Raw genomic sequence first — 19,794 nt, forward strand, 5'->3', positions numbered from 1 at the left:
CGAGTCAACTTGACTCGTGCGGTTTTTCGTTTGGCTGGGGCTGTTCGCCTCCTTCTTCGCTGCCATTCTTGATTCCGTCTTTGGAGTTCAATGCCGAGCGTTTCGACGCGGCTGAACCATTGCCGGGATCTCGAATTTCATTGCGCTCTGTATCCCACCCAAAATCGCCATCAAATATGGGTGGCACCGAATACTGCGTGTTGTGTTCTGCGCGGGCGTTTCGCTCGTTCATGTGCGCCTCTCTGTCGATCGCATGCTGAGGATGAGCGACGATGACGGAATTCGTATCAAAGCAGGGTGATCTCTTAAGTCCCGCACATTCACCAGTAGTGAACGTCTAGTGTTCTCTGGAGGGGATCACTGGTTGCAGCATTCCCGCAGGCTCACGACCGATCTGGTGTATCCAGGCCACGGGGTCTTATCGGCACAGGCTCCGAACCAAAAGTGGTGGGCACCGACGGATTCGTGCGACCCAGCGTTATGTTTTTGGAGGCGCGGACATGGCGGTTCGCATAGGTCCAGATTTCGCCCGTCTCCGTGATCAGAACGGTCCAATACAGATCGGATTCGGGGCCATAGTCAATGACGAAATGAGCGAACCCTTCACCTTTTGGCGTGTTCATGGGAATGGGCGGATCAAGCTGAAGCATCGCAATCTCTCCTCGTGTCGCGCGCACGATGCTTCCGAGTTCGTGAAGCCTTCGCGAACTTTTGGGAGCCCTTCAGGGCCAGTCGGCACCGAAATCTTCTGGTGCGCAACGGTGCTGCGCCTGGGCTGTCGGCACAATCAAGATGAAGTGTGCAAGTTTGTGAGTGGACGCCGGGATAAGCGAGTAGTGTGAAACGACAGCCGGATGCCGGCTTGGATTAGGTTCGGGGATATGGATACGGGCGCGGGATGGGTCGTTCTGATCGTTGACGACGATTTTTGCGTGCGCGAATCCATTCAACTGCTGCTGTCAAGCCAAGCAAGTGCCCAGGTGCTTTCTGCGGATGGGTTCACTCAAGCGTGTGACTTTCTGGCTGCTCACCACATCGATGTCCTCATCGCGGACGTTCTGTTGGCCGGCCTGAAATCGGGCATTGACTTGGCTCATATCGCGGAGCAGATGCAGCCCAATGCTGCAATCCTGATCGTGTCAGCCGATGCAAGAAACGAAATGGCCAACTTTCCGGCAAGGGCGATATTTCTGCAGAAGCCGTTCGGATCAGAAAAACTGCTGCACGCCATCAAGCAGGCACGTGCTCAGGTGACTGCTTCCACCTGACGATCGACTTGGAATCTTTGACGGCCGACGTCCACCGATGCGTGTCGGGTTTCTTGACAGCGACCGCATGAACGCGCACATGCTGCACATCGTCAGCTTCACGGGTCCGAGACGAATCACCTTTTATATTTTCGGCCACCGCACGCTCGCGGTTTGAGAGGTCGAGAGTCATGGACAAGAACAGAACCGAAGGCACCAAGCACGAAGTCAAAGGCGCCATCAAGGAAGTGGTCGGCAAAGTGACTGGCAACAAGGCGAAAGAAGTAGCGGGCACCGTCGAGAAGAACGCTGGCAAAGTCCAGAATGCCGTCGGCAAGGCTGCTGATCGCGCTCGCGACGAAGCAAAAAAGCGCTGAGTCATTCGCGCCGCAAAAAGGCCGGTCGAAGTCTGACCGGCCTTTTTCTCTTCCTGAATTCCCTCAGCTCTACCGCTTGTCGGGCGCGCGGGGTATTTGCGTAACCAGCGTCGCGAAAGAAGCGGCGTCGCTTCCTCAGATGATCTTGACACCCCGACCTGTCCGGATGTTAGGTCGAGGTCCTTTGAGAGGCTATGTATGCGGCAAAAGTGGATAGCGAGCGTTCGGCGCCATGCAGCATCACGCCGAGCTAACAGACCGTAGCTTTGAATCCGTATAAGTACGTGCTTTGCCTTCAGCCCGGTCCAGCGATTCGGCTATGGGAACGCTGGGGTTCTGGTAGATACAGCGCGGCTCGAAATAGCAACCAACCGGAGCACCTCGTGGCCGCAAAACGTACAAAAGTCGATGCAGCGGCTAGCTCCACCCGCCTCGCGCCATTGAGCAAGACACCGACTGGAATCAAGGGGCTCGATGCGCTGACGCTTGGCGGACTTCCAACAGGTCGGCCCACCTTGCTATGCGGTGCTGCAGGCTGCGGCAAGACTCTGTTCGCGATGACCTTCCTGGTCAATGGCATCAACAAATTCGGCGAGCCCGGCGTGCTCATGAGTTTTGAGGAGCGCGCGCGTGATCTGGAAACCAACGTGGCATCGCTGGGCTATGACGTTGCCGAGCTTGTCGAGCGAAAGCAGTTGGTCATCGATCACGTCTACATCGAGCGGGCCGAGATTGAAGAAAGCGGTGAATACGATCTTGAAGGTCTCTTCGTGCGGCTCGGCCACGCTATCGATTCCATCGGCGCGAAACGCGTGGTGCTCGACACCATCGAGGCCTTGTTCTCGGGGCTGGACGACACGGCCATCCTGCGTTCCGAACTGCGCCGGTTGTTCGCATGGCTCAAGGACAAAGGCGTCACTGCGATCATCACCGGTGAGCGCGGCGATGGTCAGCTGACCCGTTACGGCATCGAGGAGTACGTATCCGATTGCGTGATTCTGCTGGACAACCGCGTAGAAGATCAGGTCACCACGCGACGCCTGCGTGTTGTGAAATACCGCGGCTCCTCCCATGGAACCAATGAATACCCTTTCCTTATCGACGAACATGGCATCAGCGTGCTGCCGATCACTTCGGCGGAACTGGGACACCGAATTTCGCACGAATCGGTGCCTACAGGCGTACCAGGTTTGGACGACATGCTCGGCATTCGTGGTTACTTTCGTGGTTCCAGCATTCTGATATCGGGACTAGCCGGCACCGGGAAATCAACTTTTGCCTCAGCATTCGTCAACGCAGCATGCGAACGTGGCGAGCGGTGCCTCTTTTTCGCTTTCGAGGAGTCACCGGACCAGATCGTGCGCAACATGGCGTCGGTGGGTCTCAAACTCGATCAGCACATCGACAGCGGGCTACTGGACTTCCAGGCGGCGCGCCCCAGTCTCTATGGTTTCGAGATGCACTTGGCGCGGATGAACCGCGACATCGAGGAGTTTGCGCCACAAGTTATCGTGGTTGATCCAATCTCCGCATTTCGCGGTCCATCCTCTGAGATCCATTCGACGCTGATTCGGCTGGCCGACATCTGCAAGAGCAAGGGCATCACTGCACTTTTCACCAGCCTTTCCTCATCAGGCGAGCAGATGAGCGAGAGCGAACGCAGCGTGTCGTCGCTGATGGATACCTGGATCTCGCTCAAGGACACGGAGGCGAACGGCGAGCGCAATCGGGTGCTCTACCTGCTGAAGTCACGTGGCATGAACCACTCGAAACAGCTGCGGGAATACCAGTTGACCAATCATGGAATTCACATGGTCGATGCCTACGTCGGTCCGGATGGCGTGCTAACCGGAACCGCTCGTATTGCACAGGAAGCGCGCGAACGTGAAGCAGGTCTATCGCGCAAGCAGGCCACCGAGCGGAGGCGGCGCGAGGTGGCGCGGAAGCGCGCCGCGCTCGATCGGCAGATCGCCGAGTTGCGTGCTGCACTTGAAACCGAAGAGGCGGAGATGGCGACCTTGATCGAGCAGGAAGAGGCCCGTGAGCTCGCTCACGGATCCGAGCGCTCCGAAATGGCGGCAATCCGTGGGGTGCGCTCATGATCGTCACTAAGCAGGACGATGGGCCCGTCGCTGACACCCCGAATGGTCTTTCGGAACCTGAATCAGGAGAGTACAACCTGCGCCTTTACGTGGCGGGCCAGACACCGAAATCGCTGGCTGCAATCGCGAATCTCAAGAAACTCTGCGAAAGCAATCTCGCCGGTCGTTACACGATCGACGTGGTTGATCTCCTTGTCACGCCACAGCTTGCTGCAGGCGATCAGATCGTGGCATTGCCAACCCTTGTTAGACATCTTCCGCCACCCCTCAAACGTGTCATCGGTGATCTCTCGAACACCGAACGAGTGTTGGTGGGTCTCGACATTCGCCCCAAGACTGCGAGCCCAACATGACCCAACACGACGATGCGGATCTGCCGCAAGGTCCATACAAGCTGCGTCTGTTCATCACCGGGTCGACGCCACGCTCAACACGGGCGATCGAAAATATGCGCCGCATCTGTGCGGAAAATCTCGAAGGCCGCTTCGACCTTGAAGTAGTGGATATCTATCAGAATCCCGAGGCCACCAAAGAGTTGCAGATCATTGCAACGCCGACGCTGGTCAAGATTCTTCCAGAACCATTGCGACGAATTATTGGTGATCTCTCCGATCGCGAGCGCGTGCTCGCTGGCCTTGATCTTGCTCCGCTTGGCGAGGACGACCAAGCTCATTCATGAACCGGCATCCCGAATTCGCCGGTATCGATCAATCCCAGCTTGTCGAGCTGCAGGATCGATTGCGCGAAGCAGAGGAAACACTGGCAGCCATACGCAATGGCGACGTCGATGCGGTGGTGGTGGGCGGCCCGAGCGGTCAACAGGTCTATACGCTAGAGAACGCCGATCGTCCCTATCGCGTGCTGATCGAGCAGATGCAGGAAGGGGCCGTAACGCTGAGCGATGAAGGGGTCATGCTTTATTGCAATCATCGCTTTGCCACGCTCGTTGGCGTTGGTCGTGAGACACTGATCGGCGAGTCCATCGAGCGTTTTTTGTTGAGCACGGACATCTTTGCATTCCGTCATCTGATGGCAAGCGGTCGTGGTGTGGGTCGCTCCGCCGAGTTCACGTTGTTGGGAGCGAATGGGTTGGTTCCGGTCAACGTGTCCATCGCCGATCTTAAGGTCGACGAGCAGATGCCCAATGTGTTGTGCGGTGTCGTCACCGACCTGACTCACAGTCGCGAGCGCAGCCATGAGCTGGCTGCGGCAAATATGCAACTGGCCAGCGAAATTGATGAGCGTCGTCGTGTCGAAGACAGCCTGCAGCTCGCGCTTTCTGCTGCTGACATGGGTCACTGGGACCTGGACCTTGTAAGCGACACCGTGACACGGTCGACGCGTTACGACCAGATTTTCGGTTACACAGATACGGTCAAAGCCTGGGGGCTGCCGATGATGCTCTCCCAGTTCATTCCTGAAGACCGCGGGGCAGTAAGCGAGGCATTTCTGTGCGCCGAAAGCACAGGCTCGGTTGAAATCGAGAAGCGCATCCATCGCCTGAGCGACGGCGCTGTCCGCTGGGTACAGATCAAGGGCCGAACTTTCTACCTGAATGACAGAGCGATTCGTATTGGTGGCGTCATCTCCGACGTCACCGAGCGCCGCCTCGTTGAGGAACAACTACGCCAATCACAGAAAATGGAGGCCATCGGCCAGCTTACGGGAGGCATTGCGCATGACTTCAACAATCTGCTGATGGTCATCGGTGGCAGCATAGACATGCTTGATCAGCGCATCGACAAGGATGAGAAGAGCGTGCGTTATCTCGCTGCCGCGCGGCACGGCGTGATGCGCGGCGCAAAGCTCAATCAGCAACTTCTCGCGTTCTCGCGGCGCCAGGATCTTCGCGCCGAGGCAATCTGCGTGGAGGATCTTCTCGACACGTTCGAGAACCTCCTTGACCGCGCTGTGGGCGAAGCGGTGACTGTGCACATCGAGAAAGCGCCTGATCAATGGTATTGCCGCACCGATCCACACCAGCTGGAAACCGCGATCCTGAATCTTGCCATCAACGCGCGCGATGCGATGCCACAGGGTGGCAAGCTCACGCTGAAAACCGCGATCCGAAAGCTGGACGCGAGGGCCGCCGCCGCCAATGGCGCCAGCGCGGGAGATTATGTCGTCGTCTCGCTCACCGACACTGGAATGGGTATGACGGCCGATGTTATCAACCGGGTGTTCGAGCCTTTCTTTACGACCAAGGAGGTCGGGAAAGGCACCGGGCTAGGGCTCAGTCAAGTTTATGGCTTTGCTCGCCAGTCCGGTGGTTTCGTCGCTATTGAAAGTCATCCTGGAGTCGGCACGACTGTCCTCATCTATCTTCCACGCGCAACGAGGCCCGAAACGATCAAAGCGACCGTAGCCCCTGTGGTTGAGGTCAAGGGAAAGGGGATTGTCCTTGTTGTCGAAGACGATAATGACGTGCGCGCGGTGGCACGTAGCCTCTTGGAAAATCTGGGGTACTCGGTTCTGGAAGCCGAGAATGGAAGTGACGCACTGAAGCTGATTGATGGCGGCGAACGTGTAGACCTGGTTTTCACCGACGTCATCATGCCCGGCGAGATGAATGGCATCGATCTCGTGAACGAAATGAAGGTCAAGCACGCAGCGATTCCCGTGTTGCTTACTTCCGGTTACACAGCCCAGAGAATCGCGATGGGTGAGTTGGCGCAAGGCCTGCAACTTTTGCGGAAACCCTACACTCAAGTTGACCTCTCGCTTGCTGTGCAGACGGTGATGAACGATCCCACCTAATTGTCGCGCGGAATTCACCGACCTCTGGGCCTACTGCACGAGAATGAGTTGCCTAGCTCGTTCCCTATTTCACTAAGCCGCCGCACGTCGACGCGGGTGGTAAGAATGAGAATTGACCATGAATACCCTTTCAAAACCTTGCGTTCTCGTAGTCGAGGACGAGCCTATGGTGGCGATGCTCCTGGAAGATTTGCTTGATGCTGCCGGCTATCGCGTCCTGATTGCCGAACGCCTCGACGATGGTCTCTTATTGGCCAAGAGTGAAGCCATCGACGTTGCCATCCTCGACGTTTCGTTGGGCAAGACAGATAGCTTTCCGATCGCGGATGCGCTTCTTAGTCGCAACATTCCATTCCTGTTTGCATCTGGCCATGGAAGAGAAAGCATTCCTGAGCGCTTCGATCGAGCGGACGTCCTGCAGAAGCCGTATGACATGCAGGCAATCAAGCTCGCGCTGGAAAAGCTTGTCGGCAAAGTTTGAACGCTTGAAAGGAATGATTTTTTCTCTCTACGCGGGAACCGCGTTATCAATCGACGATCAAGTCCTGCTCAAGGACGTTCAGGCGAAAGATTACGCCGGTCGGTTCGTAGATAACTTGCGCCGAGGACGTTGGGCGTTTGACCAGACTGCGTTCGATGAGGCGAGAACCGAACCCTTTACGGCTAGGCGTGACCACCAGCGGACCTCCTCTTTCCGCCCAGCAAAACTCCAAACGTTTGTTTTCGGGGTCGCCTGCCGACTCCCAAGAGACGACGACCTTACCACCCTCGCGACTGAGCGCACCGTATTTGAGCGCGTTGGTGAGCAACTCGTGCATGACAAGGGAAAACCCCAGCGCGAATGTCGAACCAACGATCATCTCTGGTCCAGCGATCTCGAACTGATTCGCGTCGCCGTGGATGGAAATTATCCTCGATAGTAAGCCGGCCAGCGTTGCATTCACTTCTCCCGTGTTACTAAGCAGGATGTCTTGCGCATGCGACAAAGCCAGCAATCGCGAATTGAGCGCCTCCCGGCCTTCAGCAATATCGGTGCCGTCGCGCAGCGACATCATCGAAATAGCTTGCACCACCGCAATAATATTTTTGACGCGGTGGGCTAGCTCCTCCATCAGCAAGCGTTGCTGACTCTGCGCTTCTTTCAATACCGAGATATCGCGCGATACGACTAGGAGGCTTCTAGGTTCACCATGGGCGTCTCGAATGGGCGTTACGCGCACGTCCCACCATTTGGGCGTGCCGAGGCATGTGTGCGCCATGCCTTCGAAGCGGCCCTCTCCTCCATGCCGGGCAGCCTGAATTGCAGCAATCGCATGTTGGTCCAAACCGTCTTGCCAAAATTCGGGCCATGGGCAACCCCGAATGGCGTTGAAGTCACTGACTTCCATGAGCCGTTGGCCTTCATCGGTCATATATAAGAGGTTGCCGTCGAGGTCGATCACCTTGATGCAATCGGCCGACGAAGCCAGCACGCTTCTTAAGAATTGCTCGTCGGAGTCAACGTCGTTCGTGGCGCGAGCGGACTCATCAGCCCCACACAGGCCTTCTCGCTCAGCACTCGATATATGGGCACCCATCTGATCAGAATAACAGTCTTTTTGAGGCGCGATGGTGCCCGGGGAGCCCATGAGTTTTTGTGGATAGCGGCCCCATCGCAAAAGCCCTTTTAAAGCGTACCTTTGATAGAGGATGTTGCCTTTTGGTCTATAAATGCCCGAGAAATCGGTATTTTTTCTAGACTGAGATCATTCGTCTAAGTTGAAGCGGAAGGCTCGCCCAGGCTCAGTCGATACTCGGTCACCTGACGATAGGGCATTCCCGGTCTCAGGGTGACGCTTGGGAAACCCGGTTGATTGGGGGCGTCGGGAAAACCCTGCGGTTCCAGGCACAGCCCGGCGCTTGGACCGAGGCGTTCTGCATTCAAGCCTTGTCCGTCGTAGAACTGCAGCGCGAATTCGGTCGTCCAGATTTCGAGGGCCACGCCGTTGGTGGGGCTCACCAGGCTGGCGGCATGAGCAAGCGATGGGCGTTCTCGCGTCCGCAGTTCGAGTACATAGTTGATGTCGAAAACGTCGGCGCCCACGGCGCGCGGCTGGCGGAAATCGTAAGGCGTTCGGTCGAGGGACCGGATTTCTCCTGTCGCAACGAGGTCCGCGTCGACCGGTGTGTAGGATGCAGCGTGGATGGCCAAGCGGTGGCCGTCGATCGTCGGGCTGCCATCGAGATTGAAGTAACTGTGTGTGGCCAGGTTCAGCGGCGTGGGCGCATCGGCTTCCGCGCAGATTTCGATGCGAAGAATGGACGGCGCGAGCAGGCGATAGGTGCAGACGACCGCTACGGCTCCGGGAAATCCCAGGTCGCCGTCGGAAGAGGTCAAGCCGAGCGTGACCTGGTTTTCGTCATGGCTCAGCAATCGCCACGACCGCTGGCCGAAACCGCCATCGCCGCCGTGCAAGGTGGATCGACCGCGATCGTTTCGCGGCAGGTGATAAACCTTGCCGTCCAGTGTGAACGAGCCACCGCCGATGCGATTGGCAACGCGTCAGGCGATCGCGCCCATGTGCGCGCCATGGGCGAGATAGTCGTCGAGACTGTCCAGTCCGAGGACCACCTCCTGATCTCGGTCGTCCTGCAAGGGCAGGCGCAGGCCTTTGAGCGTTGCGCCCCAGCTGATGACAGTGGCGCTCAGCCCTCCCGGCTTGCCGAGTACGATCTCCTGGACGGGGTGCCCTCCGCAGTTTCCGATAATTCGCACGCGTTCGACCCCTCTGCTACTTCCCGGCCTTGCGGCGACCGACGATATATGATCGTATTATCATACAAATGACACGGGCTGCAGGAAAGCCATGGCAACGCCAGGCGGTCCTTTGCTCGGGCCAGTACAGGCCCGACGATATCGATTGAGGAAACAAGATGAAACGGTTCACCCTGGCTTTGTTGATGTTGGTGTTCGGCGTGTCCTTCATGTCCTCGTTCACGATCGCGCAAGTAGCGCCGCCACAGTCGCCCCGCCAGTCCAACGGACTGGCGCTGACGCCGCCGATGGGCTGGAACTCGTGGAACAAATTCGCTTGCAACATCAACGAGAGCGTCATCCATGCAGCGGCGGACGCGCTGGTCAGCTCGGGGATGAAGGACGCCGGCTATCAGTATGTGGTCATCGACGACTGCTGGCACGGTGAGCGCGACAGCAACGGTGACATCCAGGCGGATCCCAAGCGCTTTCCTTCGGGCATCAAGGCGCTGGCGGATTACATCCACGGCAAGGGCTTGAAGTTCGGCATCTATTCCGACGCTGGCAAGAAGACCTGCGCGGACCGTCCCGGCAGCCGCGGCTTTGAGTACCAGGACGCTCGCCAATACGCCGCCTGGGGTGTCGACTATCTGAAGTACGACTGGTGTTCGACCGGTAGCCAGGACGCCAAGTCAAGCTACGAGACCATGAGCGACGCCTTGCGCGCCTCGGGTCGGCCGATCGTCTTCAGCATCTGCGAATGGGGCAAGAACCAGCCGTGGTTGTGGGGCGAGACGATCGGCAATCTGTGGCGCATGTCGGGTGACATCTACGACGGTTGGGAGAGCCGCGACGGTCACTACAACGGCATGACCAACATCCTGGACATGCAGGTGGGACTCGAGAGCTACGCCGGCCCCGGCCACTGGAACGATCCGGACATGCTGGAAGTCGGCAACGGCGGCATGACTTTCGAGGAATACAAATCGCACTTCAGTCTGTGGGCCGTACTGGCCGCGCCGCTGATCGCCGGCAACGACCTGGCGCACATGAGCAAGGAAACCCAGTCGATCCTCTTGAACAAGGAAGTGATCGCTGTCGACCAGGATGCGTTGGGTATCCAGGCCAGTCGCCTTGCCAAGAACGGCGACGATGAAGTCTGGGTCAAGCCGCTGAAAGGCGGTGGTCGCGCGATCGTGCTGTTCAATCGCAGCAAGCAAACCCACAAGATCGGCGTGAGCTGGGAGGCGCTGGGCTACCCGGCAACGCTGGAGTTGCGCGTGCGCGACCTGTGGAGCCACAAGGATCTGCCCAAGACGCAGGGAAGCTTCGCCGCCGATGTGCAGCCGCACGGCGTGGTGATGATCCGCGTCGAGACCTGATCTCTAGAAGTCGCCGGCGACATGCCGCCGGCGACCTCATCCATCTTACTTATTGGAAAGATTCTCCATGAAGCGGATCTCTGGTTTTCTGAGCGGCCTGCTGGCTGTCGGATTCATGCATGTCGCTACGGTCAAGGCCGAGCGCGCGCCGCCGCCGCGGGAGTCCAACGGCCTCGCCCTGACGCCGCCGATGGGCTGGAACACCTGGAACAAGTTTGGCTGCGCGATCAACGAGACGGTGATTCGTCAGGCGGCCGACACCATGGTCAGCTCCGGCATGAAGGACGCCGGTTACGAGTACATCGTCATCGACGATTGCTGGCAGAGCGGGCGCGATGCCAAGGGACAAATCGTCGCCGATCCGCAACGCTTCCCCTCCGGCATGAAAGCGCTGGGCGACTACATCCACTCGCGCGGCCTGAAGTTCGGCATCTATTCGGATGCCGGCAAGCTGACCTGCGGCAAGCGTCCGGGCAGCCTGGGGCATGAGTATCAGGATGCACGCACCTACGCGTCCTGGGGTGTCGACTATCTGAAATACGACTGGTGCTCGACCTATAGCCAGGACGCCAAATCCACCTACGAGACGATGAGCGACGCCTTGCGCGCCTCCGGGCGGCCGATCGTCTTCAGCATCTGCGAATGGGGCCTGAGCAAACCGTGGCTGTGGGGCAAGGGCGTCGGCAATATGTGGCGCACCACCGACGACATCTACGACCACTGGGAAGGCCGGCACGGCTTCGAACACAGCGTGATGGACATCCTCGACCTGCAGGTCGGTCTGGCAGGCTATGCCGGCCCCGGTCACTGGAACGACCCGGACATGCTGGAAGTCGGCAACGGCAAGATGACGTTCGAGGAATACAAATCGCATTTCAGCCTGTGGGCGGTGCTGGCGGCACCCTTGATGGCCGGCAACGATCTCGCCACGATGACGCCGGAGACCAAGGCCATCCTGACCAACAAGGAAGTGATCGCCATCGATCAGGATCCGCTCGGTGTGCAGGCGAGTCGCGTGGCCAAACACGGTGACTACGAAGTCTGGGTCCGGCCGCTGAAAGGTGGCGGTCGCGCCGTCGTCCTGCTGAATCGCAGCAAGGCCAGCCATCCGATCACGGTGACGTGGGATGACTTGCACCTTCCTTCATCGTTGAGCCTGAAGGTGCGCGACTTGTGGACTCACAAAGACTTGCCTGAAGCGAAAGGCAGCTTCTCCGCGGAGGTGCCGTCGCATGGCGTGGTGATGGTTCGGCTGGATTGATCCAGCAGATTGGTTGCGCTGGCGCCAAACGCCAGCCACCTAACCAGCTTCGCCAGTGAAACTGACCGCGGCCGGCAGTCAAGCTGGCTGTTATCGGCCAGGACCGGTCAGCCGTCATCGCTATCTGCTCACCAGATAGCGGACGTTGAAAGATCTTACCCATAGGAGATCAAACGCTCCTCGTCGCCACGACCGGCGGCACGGCGGCGGCGCGCAGCGCCGGCCCCAGCACGGCGAGCTGGCCGATCAACCACAGCGCGATCGCGCCGATCGGGAAATAGATCGCCGGCAGTCGCGGCAATTCATAATGCAGCATCAGGAGCAGGTTGATGCCGTAGGCCAGCACCATGCCGAGCGCGATGCCGATCGTCGCCAGCAGGAAGTTCTCGGTCTGGAAGTAATGCAGGATGTTGCCGCGAGTGGCACCGAGTGCGCGGCGCACGCCGATGGTGCGGCGGCGCTGTCCAACCCAGAAGCTGGCCAGGCCGGCAATACCCAGCGCGGTCACGAGCAGCAGCGCCGCGATCACCCCAGCCAGCATGCCAGCCATGGCCCGGTCGTCCTGAAAGTACCCATCGCGTAGTTCGTCATAGGTGCGCTGCTCCAGCACGATGCGATTGGGATCGAGGCGCTTGAGCGCCGCCAGCGCGGATTTCAGCACCTGCTCGCGATCCCCCGAGGTGGTGCGAATCACATAGCTTCCGCCCTCGGTCGCGGTCAGGCGTATCGGAAACACGATGCTGTTCTGCGCGCCCATCTGCAGCGAATCCGGTCGTGCCAGTGGCGCGCTCACACCGACCACCTGCATCGGTATGTCGTTGCCAAAGTAGATCGTCTTGCCCAGCGCGTTCTGGCCTGGCCACAGACGCGCGGCGACGGCCTGGTCGACGATCACGGTGTGCGGCAGATTTTTCATGTCGCCGCTGTGCAACGCGGGCAGCGCGGTTTTCAGGTCGACCAGTTCATCGGGTTGAAAATCGCGCCCCGAAATCAGCCGTACACCCAGCGTGGCCAGCAGATTCTGGCCGTAGTAGCTCGCCACCTCGAGCGAGGTCTGCTGCTGTTGAGGGCGCAGCTTGATGCCGCTGTTGGACATGGAATAACCACTCAACGGCAGCTGGTTTGCCAGGGCTACCGCCTGCACCCCGGCGATCTGCTGCAGTGTCGCCAGATCGGTTTGCGCCTGCGCATAGGCATCCGGTCGATCGCCGATGTACGCAAACTTGATCTGCAGCAGTTCGTGCTCGGCAATGCCGCTGGCAATGTCCATCTGCTGCAGGCGTTGGTGGATCAGGAACACCGCGTTGCACACGATGGCGCAGGTCAGCGCAATCTGCAGGATCAATAGCGATGCGGTGATCTTGTGCCGGCGCAGGGTGGACAGAATCGGTCGGATATCCATGTCAATCGCTCTTCAGTTGCAGGGCGGGAGTGATCTGGCAGGCGCGCCAGGCGGGCAGCGCGCCTGCCAGCAGACTGGCAACCACCGCCAGCACGAGCGTCATCCCCAGCATCGCGCCATCCAGATGCGCCAGCGGCGCGTAATCCGCCGGCCGTCGTCGCACCAGCCACAGCCCGAGGTACGCCAGGAGCAGACCGCCAAGCCCACCCGCAAGCCCGATCACAGCGGACTCCACCAGCAACTGCATGAACAGCGCACGCCGCGATGCGCCCAGCGCACGGCGCACACCCAGTTCGGCGGAGCGGCGCAGGAACTTGGCCAGCATCAGGCCTACCGTATTGACCAGACACACGAGCAGGAAACCCAGCGCCAGCCAGTTCTGCAACCGCACATCACCGGGCACGACCTGCTCGTAGTCCAGCCACTGCATCAGATTGCGCAGGCGTACGTTGGGCGGGCGCAGAAAGCGGCCCAGCGACTTTTGCTCCAGCGAGTAATGGATCAGAAACTGCTGGTACGCGGCGGCCTGGGTCGGCGTATCCAACTGCACCCAGACCTGCAGCCACACACAAGGTGCCGTATGCGCGGGAGTGGCGCCGTCACCACCATTGCCCCAGCAATCAGCGCCGCCCAGATGCGCCAGATGCAGATCCTGCGAGGTGGACAACGGCAGGTAGACACCTTCGTCCCCACCGTAGCTCTTCAGGTTGAGATCATAGAAATGCGGATTTGGCCGCCAGTCACCCAGTACACCGATGATGCGCAGGGCATGACCCTCCACACGCAGCATGCGTCCGCTGCTGTCGCGACCGCCGAACAGCTTGTCATTGAGCGTGCTGCTGATCACGACCACGGCTGCGCTGGCCGCATCCTCGGGCGCACCCCAGGCATGGCCATACTGGAACGGCACGCCGAACATGGGAAAGAAATCCGCCGTGGTGTAGCGCGCGGTCTGGTAAAACGGATCGAGCGCGGATTGCGCTGGCTGGATGGCTACCGAACCGCCTGTCATCAGCGCCTGGCGACCCGCCCGTTTCGCCTGCAACAGGTTCATGCCGTCGACCCAGCTGACTCGATCCGGCGGTTCGCCTTGCGGTTGATAGTCGCCCATGTCGCGTGGATCGAGCTGCGGCGCGTACAACGTGCTGCTGCGCCCTGGCAACGGATCGCCGGACAGCACGTGCAGTACGGTCAGCGTGGTCATGCTGGCGCCGATACCCAGCGCAATAGCCAGCACCATCAGCGCGGTGAGCGCCTTGTTGCGCCGGAGGCTGCGCAAGGCAAGGTCAACGTAGTAGCCGAACATTCCTTTTCCCCTTCATTCGCTTCTGCTTCTGCAAGCAGGAGCTTGATCCGCCGGCAACCAGCCGACAGCAGATTTGGGGTGAATGGAGACGTCGGTGTGGCGAGAGGGAACTACTGCCCCATGCGGGCGAATAACGCGTCGCGATACCGTCGGCTGAGCCGGAGAATGCGCCCGTTGTGCAGGTGGATTTCGTAGTCGCCCTTGAAGAGAGGGGTGAGCGATCCGATGGAGCCGAGGTTCACCGCTGTCGACTTGTGGATCCGCACGAAGCGTTGTTCTCCCAGTTGGGACAGCAGGTCCTGCAGTGTCCTGCGTAGCAAGTACGTGCGCGTAGCGGTATGCACGTGGACGTAGTTGCCGTCGGCTTCGAGCCATTCGACGGATGCCGCATCGATAAGTTGTAGCCGCTCGCCATCCGGTACGAGCAAGCGCTCGCAAGCAGGGGTCCGTGCTCGTCCAATCGCTACCGCCGTAGCGCCGGACTCATGGGCATGCAGCCGTTCGCGGACACGCTGCACGGTGCGTGTGAAGCGATCCAGGTCGTATGGCTTGAGCAGATAGTCGACCGCATTGAGATCGAACGCCTTCACCGCATGCTCGTCAAAGGCGGTCACGAACACGATCAGCGGCGCGTTCGACGGCTCGAGCTGCGCCGCGACCTGGAGTCCCGACAATGTCGGCATCTGGACATCAAGAAAGGCCAAGTCCGGGCGGAGTTGTTCGATGCACTGCGCCGCGGACAATCCGTCCTCGGCCGATCCGACCACGGTCATATCCGGTTGTTCGGCCACCCAGCGTTCGAGCTTCTCGCGGGCTGGCGCCTCGTCATCGGCGATCACGGCGCGGATCATTGAATGGTGTCCATCAGCGGTATCAAGACGCGCGCGGCAACGCCGTCGTCCTCGCTGTGGACCAGCAGAGACGATGCATTGCCATAGATGATGCCGAGCCGCTCCCGGCAGTTGCGGAATCCCACTCCGTCACTGTGCTCCGGCGCCAGCATGGACCCTGAGTTGCGGATGACGATTTCCAGTGAGCCGTTTTCGCGCCGGACACTGACAACGATGCGCACGTGCGCCACCGTAGGTTCGACGCCGTGCTTGAACGCATTCTCAAGCAAGGGCTGCAATACCAGTGCCGGAACGGGAGTGTCAAGCAGAGCCCGGTCGATCAGCCAGTCCAGCGTCACGCGATCCCGGAACCGTTCAAGCATGATGTCCGCATACAGCTCAAGCGTGCGCAGTTCTTCAGCGAGCGGCGTCATCTCATGCTCATTGGACCGAAGACTGATACGCAGCAGATCTCCGAGCGCGGCCACCAAACGGTCGGCCCGCGCCACGTCCGTATGCATCAGGGCCGAGACGGTGTTGAGTGCGTTGAACAGGAAATGCGGCCGCAGCTGGCCTTGAAGCTGTGCAAGCTGCGCCTCGGTCAGCGCTTTCTGTGTTTGCAACAGATGGTGCCGCTGGAGTTGCCACTGTGCATAGGAATCGATACCAAACAGGATCCCGAGCCACAGTCCCGCAAAAATCGTGAGTTTGATGCTCTCGTATACAAAGACGAAGCCCCAGCCTGGGTGCTCGTATGTGCGGCCCACGGCGGCGTAGACGCCATGTCGTATCGTGTAAACCGCCGTGATCCACGTGATGAAGACCAACGGCAACCACCGCAGGTAGCTGCCGAACCAGATCAAGGGCTTGTCCAGATACGACGCATGGTGCCCGCGAACCCGGACGGCAAGCCACATCCATCCCGTTGAGATCAGTGCCGAACTCCCCTCCCACAGGACTGGCTCCCACCACAGGGTGAGCGGATCATGCAGCTCATTCTCGATCGAAACGCTGATCATGAGCAGCCAGAATGCTGCCCACAGCGTCCAAAACGTGGCCAAGGTCTTCGAAGGAAGCGTCGCGCCGTAGTCGGTGTCGACGCTTGCCGGCAGTGGGCGAGATAACGCGTTCATGGTGATCGAGTGTAGCCGCGCCTGCGGCGACGGACGTTGTCAATGTGGCAAGCGGGACCTGTGAGGGGCAAAGCGGCTATGGTCGGCTCAGTGGCAGTACGCACTGGCCTTGAAGTGTCGGCGCAGAATCAGGACGAGGAATGCCTGACCTGCCGCTGGCCATGCCGGTAAAACAGCAGCCCGATGCCGATCAGCAGTGCCGAGCCGCCCACCACCTTGAGCAGAAACAGGCCGGGGTTGCTGCTGTCGGTGGGTGGAATCATCGAGGTGATGATTGCCAGCAAGGTCACCGCGAAACCGGTCAGTGCGGCCAACCAGCAACCGAAGGTGCCACCGGGCGACAGGTTGACGCCTTCGTTGCGACCGGCGGCGCGGCGGCGCAATAGCGGAAAGGCCAGCAGGATGTACAGCAGGGGCAGCAGCGACATGATCGCGGTCATGTCGACCAGGATGATGTAGGCCTCATGGATGCTGGAGCCGGACAGCGCCGCCGCCAGCACCAGCGAGGTCAGGATGCCCTGGGTGATCAAGGCCACGTGCGGCGTGCCATACCGGGGATGCAGGCGTCCCAGTGCGGCGGGCAGGTAGCGATCGACGCCCACCACGAAGGGCAGCCGCGCCGTGCCCGTGACCCACGCAGAAACGGAGCCGATCGTGCCGACCGTGACCAGTGCTGCGGTCAGCGCGCCGAACATCGGCAGGCCGATCCGTTCGCCAATCGCGGACAGCGCCTGGGGGATGCCGGCGATGATGTCGATCGTCGAGGCGGGTAGCGCGATCAACAGGGATGCCGTGCCGGCGATATAGATGGCTGCAATGACGACGCAGGAAATCAGCGTGGCGCGCGGAACCTGCCGGCGCGGATCCTTGATTTCTCCGCCGAGGATCAGTCCGAGTTCGAGACCCTGGAAGGCGAGGGCCATCGTCGCGAAGGTGGAGAAGGTCGCGAGCTTGCTGAAGTCGGGGAGCACGTTCGTCGTGGTGATCGCGGTGGCCGCACCGAAGTGGTACGCGGCCAGCGCACCGGCAACGAGGATGAGTGCCGCCGCCGACCAGGTCGCGATGCCGCCGATGTTCTGCAGCCACTTGGCGCGTTCGAGGCCAAGGATGCCGAGTCCGGTCGCGGCCCACAGTACCGTCAGGCAGTAGACGAGGTTGTAGCTGCCGTCGCCGGCATGCGTCAGCCAGCGGTCGCCGCCGACATGCAGAAAGATGCCGGCGCTGAACAGCAGCGCGAACGGGAAATAGACCAGGTTGGAGACCCAGTACGTCCAGCCGGCGATGAAGCCATGCATGTCGCCGAACGCGGTCTTCGACCACAGGTACAGGCCACCTTGTCCGGGCACGCGCGAGCTCAGTTCGAGTACTGCCAGCGCCAGGGGAATGAAGAAGCCCACGAGTCCCAGCAGCCACAGCACCAGGCTCGAAGGCCCCACCTGCGCCGCCATCGAAAGCCAGCGCAATGCGACGATCGCTGCGATGTTGAACAGCACCAGATCACGGGTGCCGAGCACACGATGCAGGCCAGGTTCATTCGTTGCTGCCGGCGTTGTAGTCATCGTGCGCTTCCCCTGATGTGTTGTGGACTCAACGTCAAGGCGCGGCGCTTGAAAAAGCGGACGCGCCCAAGTTCGATCAGACAGAGGCTGCGGTAGATCCCTGCAACGGCGCGATTGCCCGTCAGGTCTCCTGACTGCCGCAGCACATCTGTACTGGGATCACATCTCCTCAAATCAGGATGCGGCGTCTTCCGCTGCTTGCTTGCGAAAGCCTGATGATGTGGGCGCAGGCTTGCTGCCGATCTCGCGCAAGGGATGACCGGCCATCAGATTGCGCTCGATCTGCTCCAGCGTGACGCCCTTGGTTTCCGGTACCAGCCAGAAGGTGAGTACGATGAAGACCGCGTTGAAGGCGGCGTAGAGCCACAACGTCTCAGCCTGGCCGATGTTGTTGAGCAGCGGCAGGAACGAGAGGCCGACCAGCCAGTTGGCCACCCAGTTAGTGAAGGTGGAGCAGCCGATGCCGAAGTCTCGGCCCTTGAGCGGCTGGATTTCCGAGCACAACGTCCAGATCAGCGGGCCGGCCGACATCGCGAAGCCCACGATGAATACCAGCAGCATGCCCACGGTGAAGAACTGCTGGCCGTGCGTGTGGACGCCCAGATGCATCATGGTGCCGACCACGCCGAGGCCAATCGCCATCACCACGAAGCCGATGTACAGGATGGGCTTGCGGCCCAGCTTGTCCACCAGACCGATGGCGATGAAGGTGGCCAGTACGTTCACCAGGCCGACGATGGCGGTAAACCACATCTGCGATTCGGTGTTGTAGCCCATGCCCTGGAAGATGCGCGGCGCGTAGTACATCACCACGTTCATGCCGGTGAGCTGCTGCATCACCTGCAGCAGCACGCCCAACCACACTGAGCGGCGGAAGTTGGCGTTCTGCAGGAACATCTGCACGCCGTTCTGCGGCGTCTTCAGCTGCTCCTTGATTTCGCTGATTTCCCTGGCGATGGCGTCGCGGTTGCCGAGCAGCTTGTGTAACACCTGCTCGGCCTCCGGCTGGCGGCCTTTCATCAGCAGCCAGCGTGGGCTTTCCGGCAGGAAGGCCACGCCGAGCAGGAACAGCGCGCCGGGGATGGCGATGATACCCAGCATCAAGCGCCAGTTGCCCGAGTAGCTGAGGGCGGTGTCGGAGAGGAAGGCGGCCAGGATGCCGATGGTGATCATCAACTGGTACATCGAGATCATCGCGCCGCGGATCGACTCCGGCGCAACCTCGGCGAGATACAGTGGCGCGGTAAAGCTGGCCAGCCCGATGGCGACACCCAGCACGAGGCGGCCCACGATCAGAACTTCGGGTGTCGGTGCCACGCCACACAGCACGGAGCCACCGACGAACAGGACTGCGCCGAGGATCATCGTGCGCTTGCGGCCAAGCTGGCTGGATAGCCAGCCAGCCACCAGCGCACCCAGCGCGGCGCCGAGCATCATCACGCTGACGATCCAGCTGAGGGTATCGTCGTTGATGCCGAAGTCCTTCTGGATGAACTGCTGCGCACCGGCGATCACGCCGATGTCGAGGCCGAACATCAGGCCCGCCAGAGCGGCGAGGATGCAGACGAAGATGACAGCGGTCTTGCTGTGCCTGGCGGCGGGTGCTGCGCTGGTGATGCTCATCAATCTCTCCACGTGGGATGGCGTGCGTGCGGCTTTGTTTTTACCGTCATTCCCGCACAAGCGGGAATGACAAATAGGACC

Annotated in this window: 18 protein-coding genes and 1 pseudogene; 9 read left to right on the forward strand and 10 right to left on the reverse strand. The window is 60.2% G+C overall.

Annotated elements, in window-relative coordinates; genetic code table 11:
* Window positions 1-4: 4 nt before the first annotated feature.
* Together B0E48_RS17430 and B0E48_RS02495 are read right to left on the reverse strand one after the other, a co-directional pair.
* Window positions 5-232, reverse strand: a complete 228-nt coding sequence (locus B0E48_RS17430; RefSeq protein ID WP_139350124.1) for a hypothetical protein — start codon at window positions 230-232, stop codon at window positions 5-7.
* Window positions 233-383: 151 nt separating this feature from the next.
* Entirely contained in the window at window positions 384-650 is a 267-nt protein-coding gene (locus B0E48_RS02495; RefSeq protein ID WP_077515839.1) for a hypothetical protein, read from the reverse strand.
* A gap of 231 nt (window positions 651-881) precedes the next feature.
* Here B0E48_RS02495 and B0E48_RS02500 point away from each other — a divergent pair, with 231 nt between their 5' ends.
* The 7 genes from B0E48_RS02500 to B0E48_RS02530 all read left to right on the forward strand — a co-directional run bounded on the left by B0E48_RS02500 (window position 882) and on the right by B0E48_RS02530 (window position 6,964).
* The gene (locus tag B0E48_RS02500) at window positions 882-1,268 is read left to right on the forward strand and encodes a response regulator (RefSeq protein ID WP_168170273.1); all 387 of its coding nucleotides are present in this window, start codon (window positions 882-884) and stop codon (window positions 1,266-1,268) included.
* A gap of 170 nt (window positions 1,269-1,438) precedes the next feature.
* Complete coding sequence (locus B0E48_RS02505) at window positions 1,439-1,624, forward strand: CsbD family protein (RefSeq protein ID WP_077515841.1); 186 nt, start codon at window positions 1,439-1,441, stop codon at window positions 1,622-1,624.
* Between the two features lie 383 nt (window positions 1,625-2,007).
* Window positions 2,008-3,726, forward strand: a complete 1,719-nt coding sequence (gene kaiC / locus B0E48_RS02510) for a circadian clock protein KaiC (protein WP_139350125.1) — start codon at window positions 2,008-2,010, stop codon at window positions 3,724-3,726.
* On the forward strand, window positions 3,723-4,079 hold the full coding sequence (locus B0E48_RS02515) for a circadian clock KaiB family protein (RefSeq protein WP_077515842.1): 357 nt from the start codon (window positions 3,723-3,725) through the stop codon (window positions 4,077-4,079). Before kaiC ends, B0E48_RS02515 begins: the two co-directional genes overlap by 4 nt.
* Complete coding sequence (locus tag B0E48_RS02520; protein ID WP_077515843.1) at window positions 4,076-4,405, forward strand: circadian clock KaiB family protein; 330 nt, start codon at window positions 4,076-4,078, stop codon at window positions 4,403-4,405. The genes B0E48_RS02515 and B0E48_RS02520 overlap by 4 nt, the downstream gene beginning before the upstream one ends.
* Window positions 4,402-6,483: a response regulator gene (locus tag B0E48_RS02525; RefSeq protein ID WP_077515844.1), complete on the forward strand. Its 2,082-nt coding sequence runs from the start codon at window positions 4,402-4,404 to the stop codon at window positions 6,481-6,483. Before B0E48_RS02520 ends, B0E48_RS02525 begins: the two co-directional genes overlap by 4 nt.
* Window positions 6,484-6,601: 118 nt before the next feature.
* Complete coding sequence (locus tag B0E48_RS02530; protein ID WP_077515845.1) at window positions 6,602-6,964, forward strand: response regulator; 363 nt, start codon at window positions 6,602-6,604, stop codon at window positions 6,962-6,964.
* A gap of 46 nt (window positions 6,965-7,010) precedes the next feature.
* Here B0E48_RS02530 and B0E48_RS02535 read toward each other — a convergent pair whose 3' ends face one another.
* Together B0E48_RS02535 and B0E48_RS02540 are read right to left on the reverse strand one after the other, a co-directional pair.
* Window positions 7,011-8,111 (reverse strand): HWE histidine kinase domain-containing protein, encoded by a 1,101-nt coding sequence (locus B0E48_RS02535; RefSeq protein WP_077515846.1) that lies wholly within the window; start codon window positions 8,109-8,111, stop codon window positions 7,011-7,013.
* 125 nt (window positions 8,112-8,236) lie between these two features.
* A pseudogene (locus tag B0E48_RS02540) lies at window positions 8,237-9,238 on the reverse strand (aldose epimerase family protein).
* Between the two features lie 158 nt (window positions 9,239-9,396).
* On the opposite strand from B0E48_RS02540, the gene B0E48_RS02550 reads away from it, so the two are divergent.
* Window positions 9,397-10,599 carry a glycoside hydrolase family 27 protein gene (locus tag B0E48_RS02550; RefSeq protein ID WP_077515849.1) on the forward strand — a complete coding sequence of 401 codons (1,203 nt, stop codon included), beginning with the start codon at window positions 9,397-9,399 and terminating at the stop codon, window positions 10,597-10,599.
* Window positions 10,600-10,666: 67 nt separating this feature from the next.
* Window positions 10,667-11,860 carry a glycoside hydrolase family 27 protein gene (locus tag B0E48_RS02555; protein ID WP_077515850.1) on the forward strand — a complete coding sequence of 398 codons (1,194 nt, stop codon included), beginning with the start codon at window positions 10,667-10,669 and terminating at the stop codon, window positions 11,858-11,860.
* Window positions 11,861-12,029: 169 nt separating this feature from the next.
* Here the strand turns inward: B0E48_RS02555 and B0E48_RS02560 are convergent, their stop codons facing one another.
* From B0E48_RS02560 to B0E48_RS02585, 6 genes are all read right to left on the reverse strand, one after another.
* The gene (locus B0E48_RS02560) at window positions 12,030-13,262 is read right to left on the reverse strand and encodes an FtsX-like permease family protein (protein WP_077515851.1); all 1,233 of its coding nucleotides are present in this window, start codon (window positions 13,260-13,262) and stop codon (window positions 12,030-12,032) included.
* Window position 13,263: 1 nt separating this feature from the next.
* Window positions 13,264-14,568, reverse strand: coding sequence for an ABC transporter permease (locus B0E48_RS02565; protein ID WP_077515852.1), 1,305 nt, complete (start codon window positions 14,566-14,568; stop codon window positions 13,264-13,266).
* A 110-nt stretch (window positions 14,569-14,678) separates the two neighbouring features.
* Window positions 14,679-15,419 (reverse strand): LytTR family DNA-binding domain-containing protein, encoded by a 741-nt coding sequence (locus B0E48_RS02570; protein ID WP_077515853.1) that lies wholly within the window; start codon window positions 15,417-15,419, stop codon window positions 14,679-14,681.
* The gene (locus B0E48_RS02575) at window positions 15,416-16,531 is read right to left on the reverse strand and encodes a histidine kinase (protein ID WP_077515854.1); all 1,116 of its coding nucleotides are present in this window, start codon (window positions 16,529-16,531) and stop codon (window positions 15,416-15,418) included. Before B0E48_RS02575 ends, B0E48_RS02570 begins: the two co-directional genes overlap by 4 nt.
* 128 nt (window positions 16,532-16,659) lie before the next feature.
* Complete coding sequence (locus B0E48_RS02580) at window positions 16,660-18,090, reverse strand: APC family permease (RefSeq protein WP_077515855.1); 1,431 nt, start codon at window positions 18,088-18,090, stop codon at window positions 16,660-16,662.
* A 174-nt stretch (window positions 18,091-18,264) separates the two neighbouring features.
* Complete coding sequence (locus tag B0E48_RS02585; protein WP_077515856.1) at window positions 18,265-19,713, reverse strand: sugar porter family MFS transporter; 1,449 nt, start codon at window positions 19,711-19,713, stop codon at window positions 18,265-18,267.
* Window positions 19,714-19,794 lie beyond the last annotated feature (81 nt).

The sequence above is a fragment of the Rhodanobacter sp. C03 genome (assembly GCF_002001175.1).
Classification (GTDB): domain Bacteria; phylum Pseudomonadota; class Gammaproteobacteria; order Xanthomonadales; family Rhodanobacteraceae; genus Rhodanobacter.

Bases quoted from the DNA above. Each gene is read 5' to 3' on its own strand.
- B0E48_RS17430 (WP_139350124.1), bottom strand. From the start codon at position 232: ATGAACGAGCGAAACGCCCGCGCAGAACACAACACGCAGTATTCGGTG.
- B0E48_RS02495 (WP_077515839.1), bottom strand. From the start codon at position 650: ATGCTTCAGCTTGATCCGCCCATTCCCATGAACACGCCAAAAGGTGAA.
- B0E48_RS02500 (WP_168170273.1), top strand. From the start codon at position 882: ATGGATACGGGCGCGGGATGGGTCGTTCTGATCGTTGACGACGATTTT.
- B0E48_RS02505 (WP_077515841.1), top strand. From the start codon at position 1,439: ATGGACAAGAACAGAACCGAAGGCACCAAGCACGAAGTCAAAGGCGCC.
- B0E48_RS02515 (WP_077515842.1), top strand. From the start codon at position 3,723: ATGATCGTCACTAAGCAGGACGATGGGCCCGTCGCTGACACCCCGAAT.
- B0E48_RS02520 (WP_077515843.1), top strand. From the start codon at position 4,076: ATGACCCAACACGACGATGCGGATCTGCCGCAAGGTCCATACAAGCTG.
- B0E48_RS02525 (WP_077515844.1), top strand. From the start codon at position 4,402: ATGAACCGGCATCCCGAATTCGCCGGTATCGATCAATCCCAGCTTGTC.
- B0E48_RS02530 (WP_077515845.1), top strand. From the start codon at position 6,602: ATGAATACCCTTTCAAAACCTTGCGTTCTCGTAGTCGAGGACGAGCCT.
- B0E48_RS02535 (WP_077515846.1), bottom strand. From the start codon at position 8,111: ATGGGCTCCCCGGGCACCATCGCGCCTCAAAAAGACTGTTATTCTGAT.
- B0E48_RS02550 (WP_077515849.1), top strand. From the start codon at position 9,397: ATGAAACGGTTCACCCTGGCTTTGTTGATGTTGGTGTTCGGCGTGTCC.
- B0E48_RS02555 (WP_077515850.1), top strand. From the start codon at position 10,667: ATGAAGCGGATCTCTGGTTTTCTGAGCGGCCTGCTGGCTGTCGGATTC.
- B0E48_RS02560 (WP_077515851.1), bottom strand. From the start codon at position 13,262: ATGGATATCCGACCGATTCTGTCCACCCTGCGCCGGCACAAGATCACC.
- B0E48_RS02565 (WP_077515852.1), bottom strand. From the start codon at position 14,568: ATGTTCGGCTACTACGTTGACCTTGCCTTGCGCAGCCTCCGGCGCAAC.
- B0E48_RS02570 (WP_077515853.1), bottom strand. From the start codon at position 15,419: ATGATCCGCGCCGTGATCGCCGATGACGAGGCGCCAGCCCGCGAGAAG.
- B0E48_RS02575 (WP_077515854.1), bottom strand. From the start codon at position 16,531: ATGAACGCGTTATCTCGCCCACTGCCGGCAAGCGTCGACACCGACTAC.
- B0E48_RS02580 (WP_077515855.1), bottom strand. From the start codon at position 18,090: ATGACTACAACGCCGGCAGCAACGAATGAACCTGGCCTGCATCGTGTG.
- B0E48_RS02585 (WP_077515856.1), bottom strand. From the start codon at position 19,713: ATGAGCATCACCAGCGCAGCACCCGCCGCCAGGCACAGCAAGACCGCT.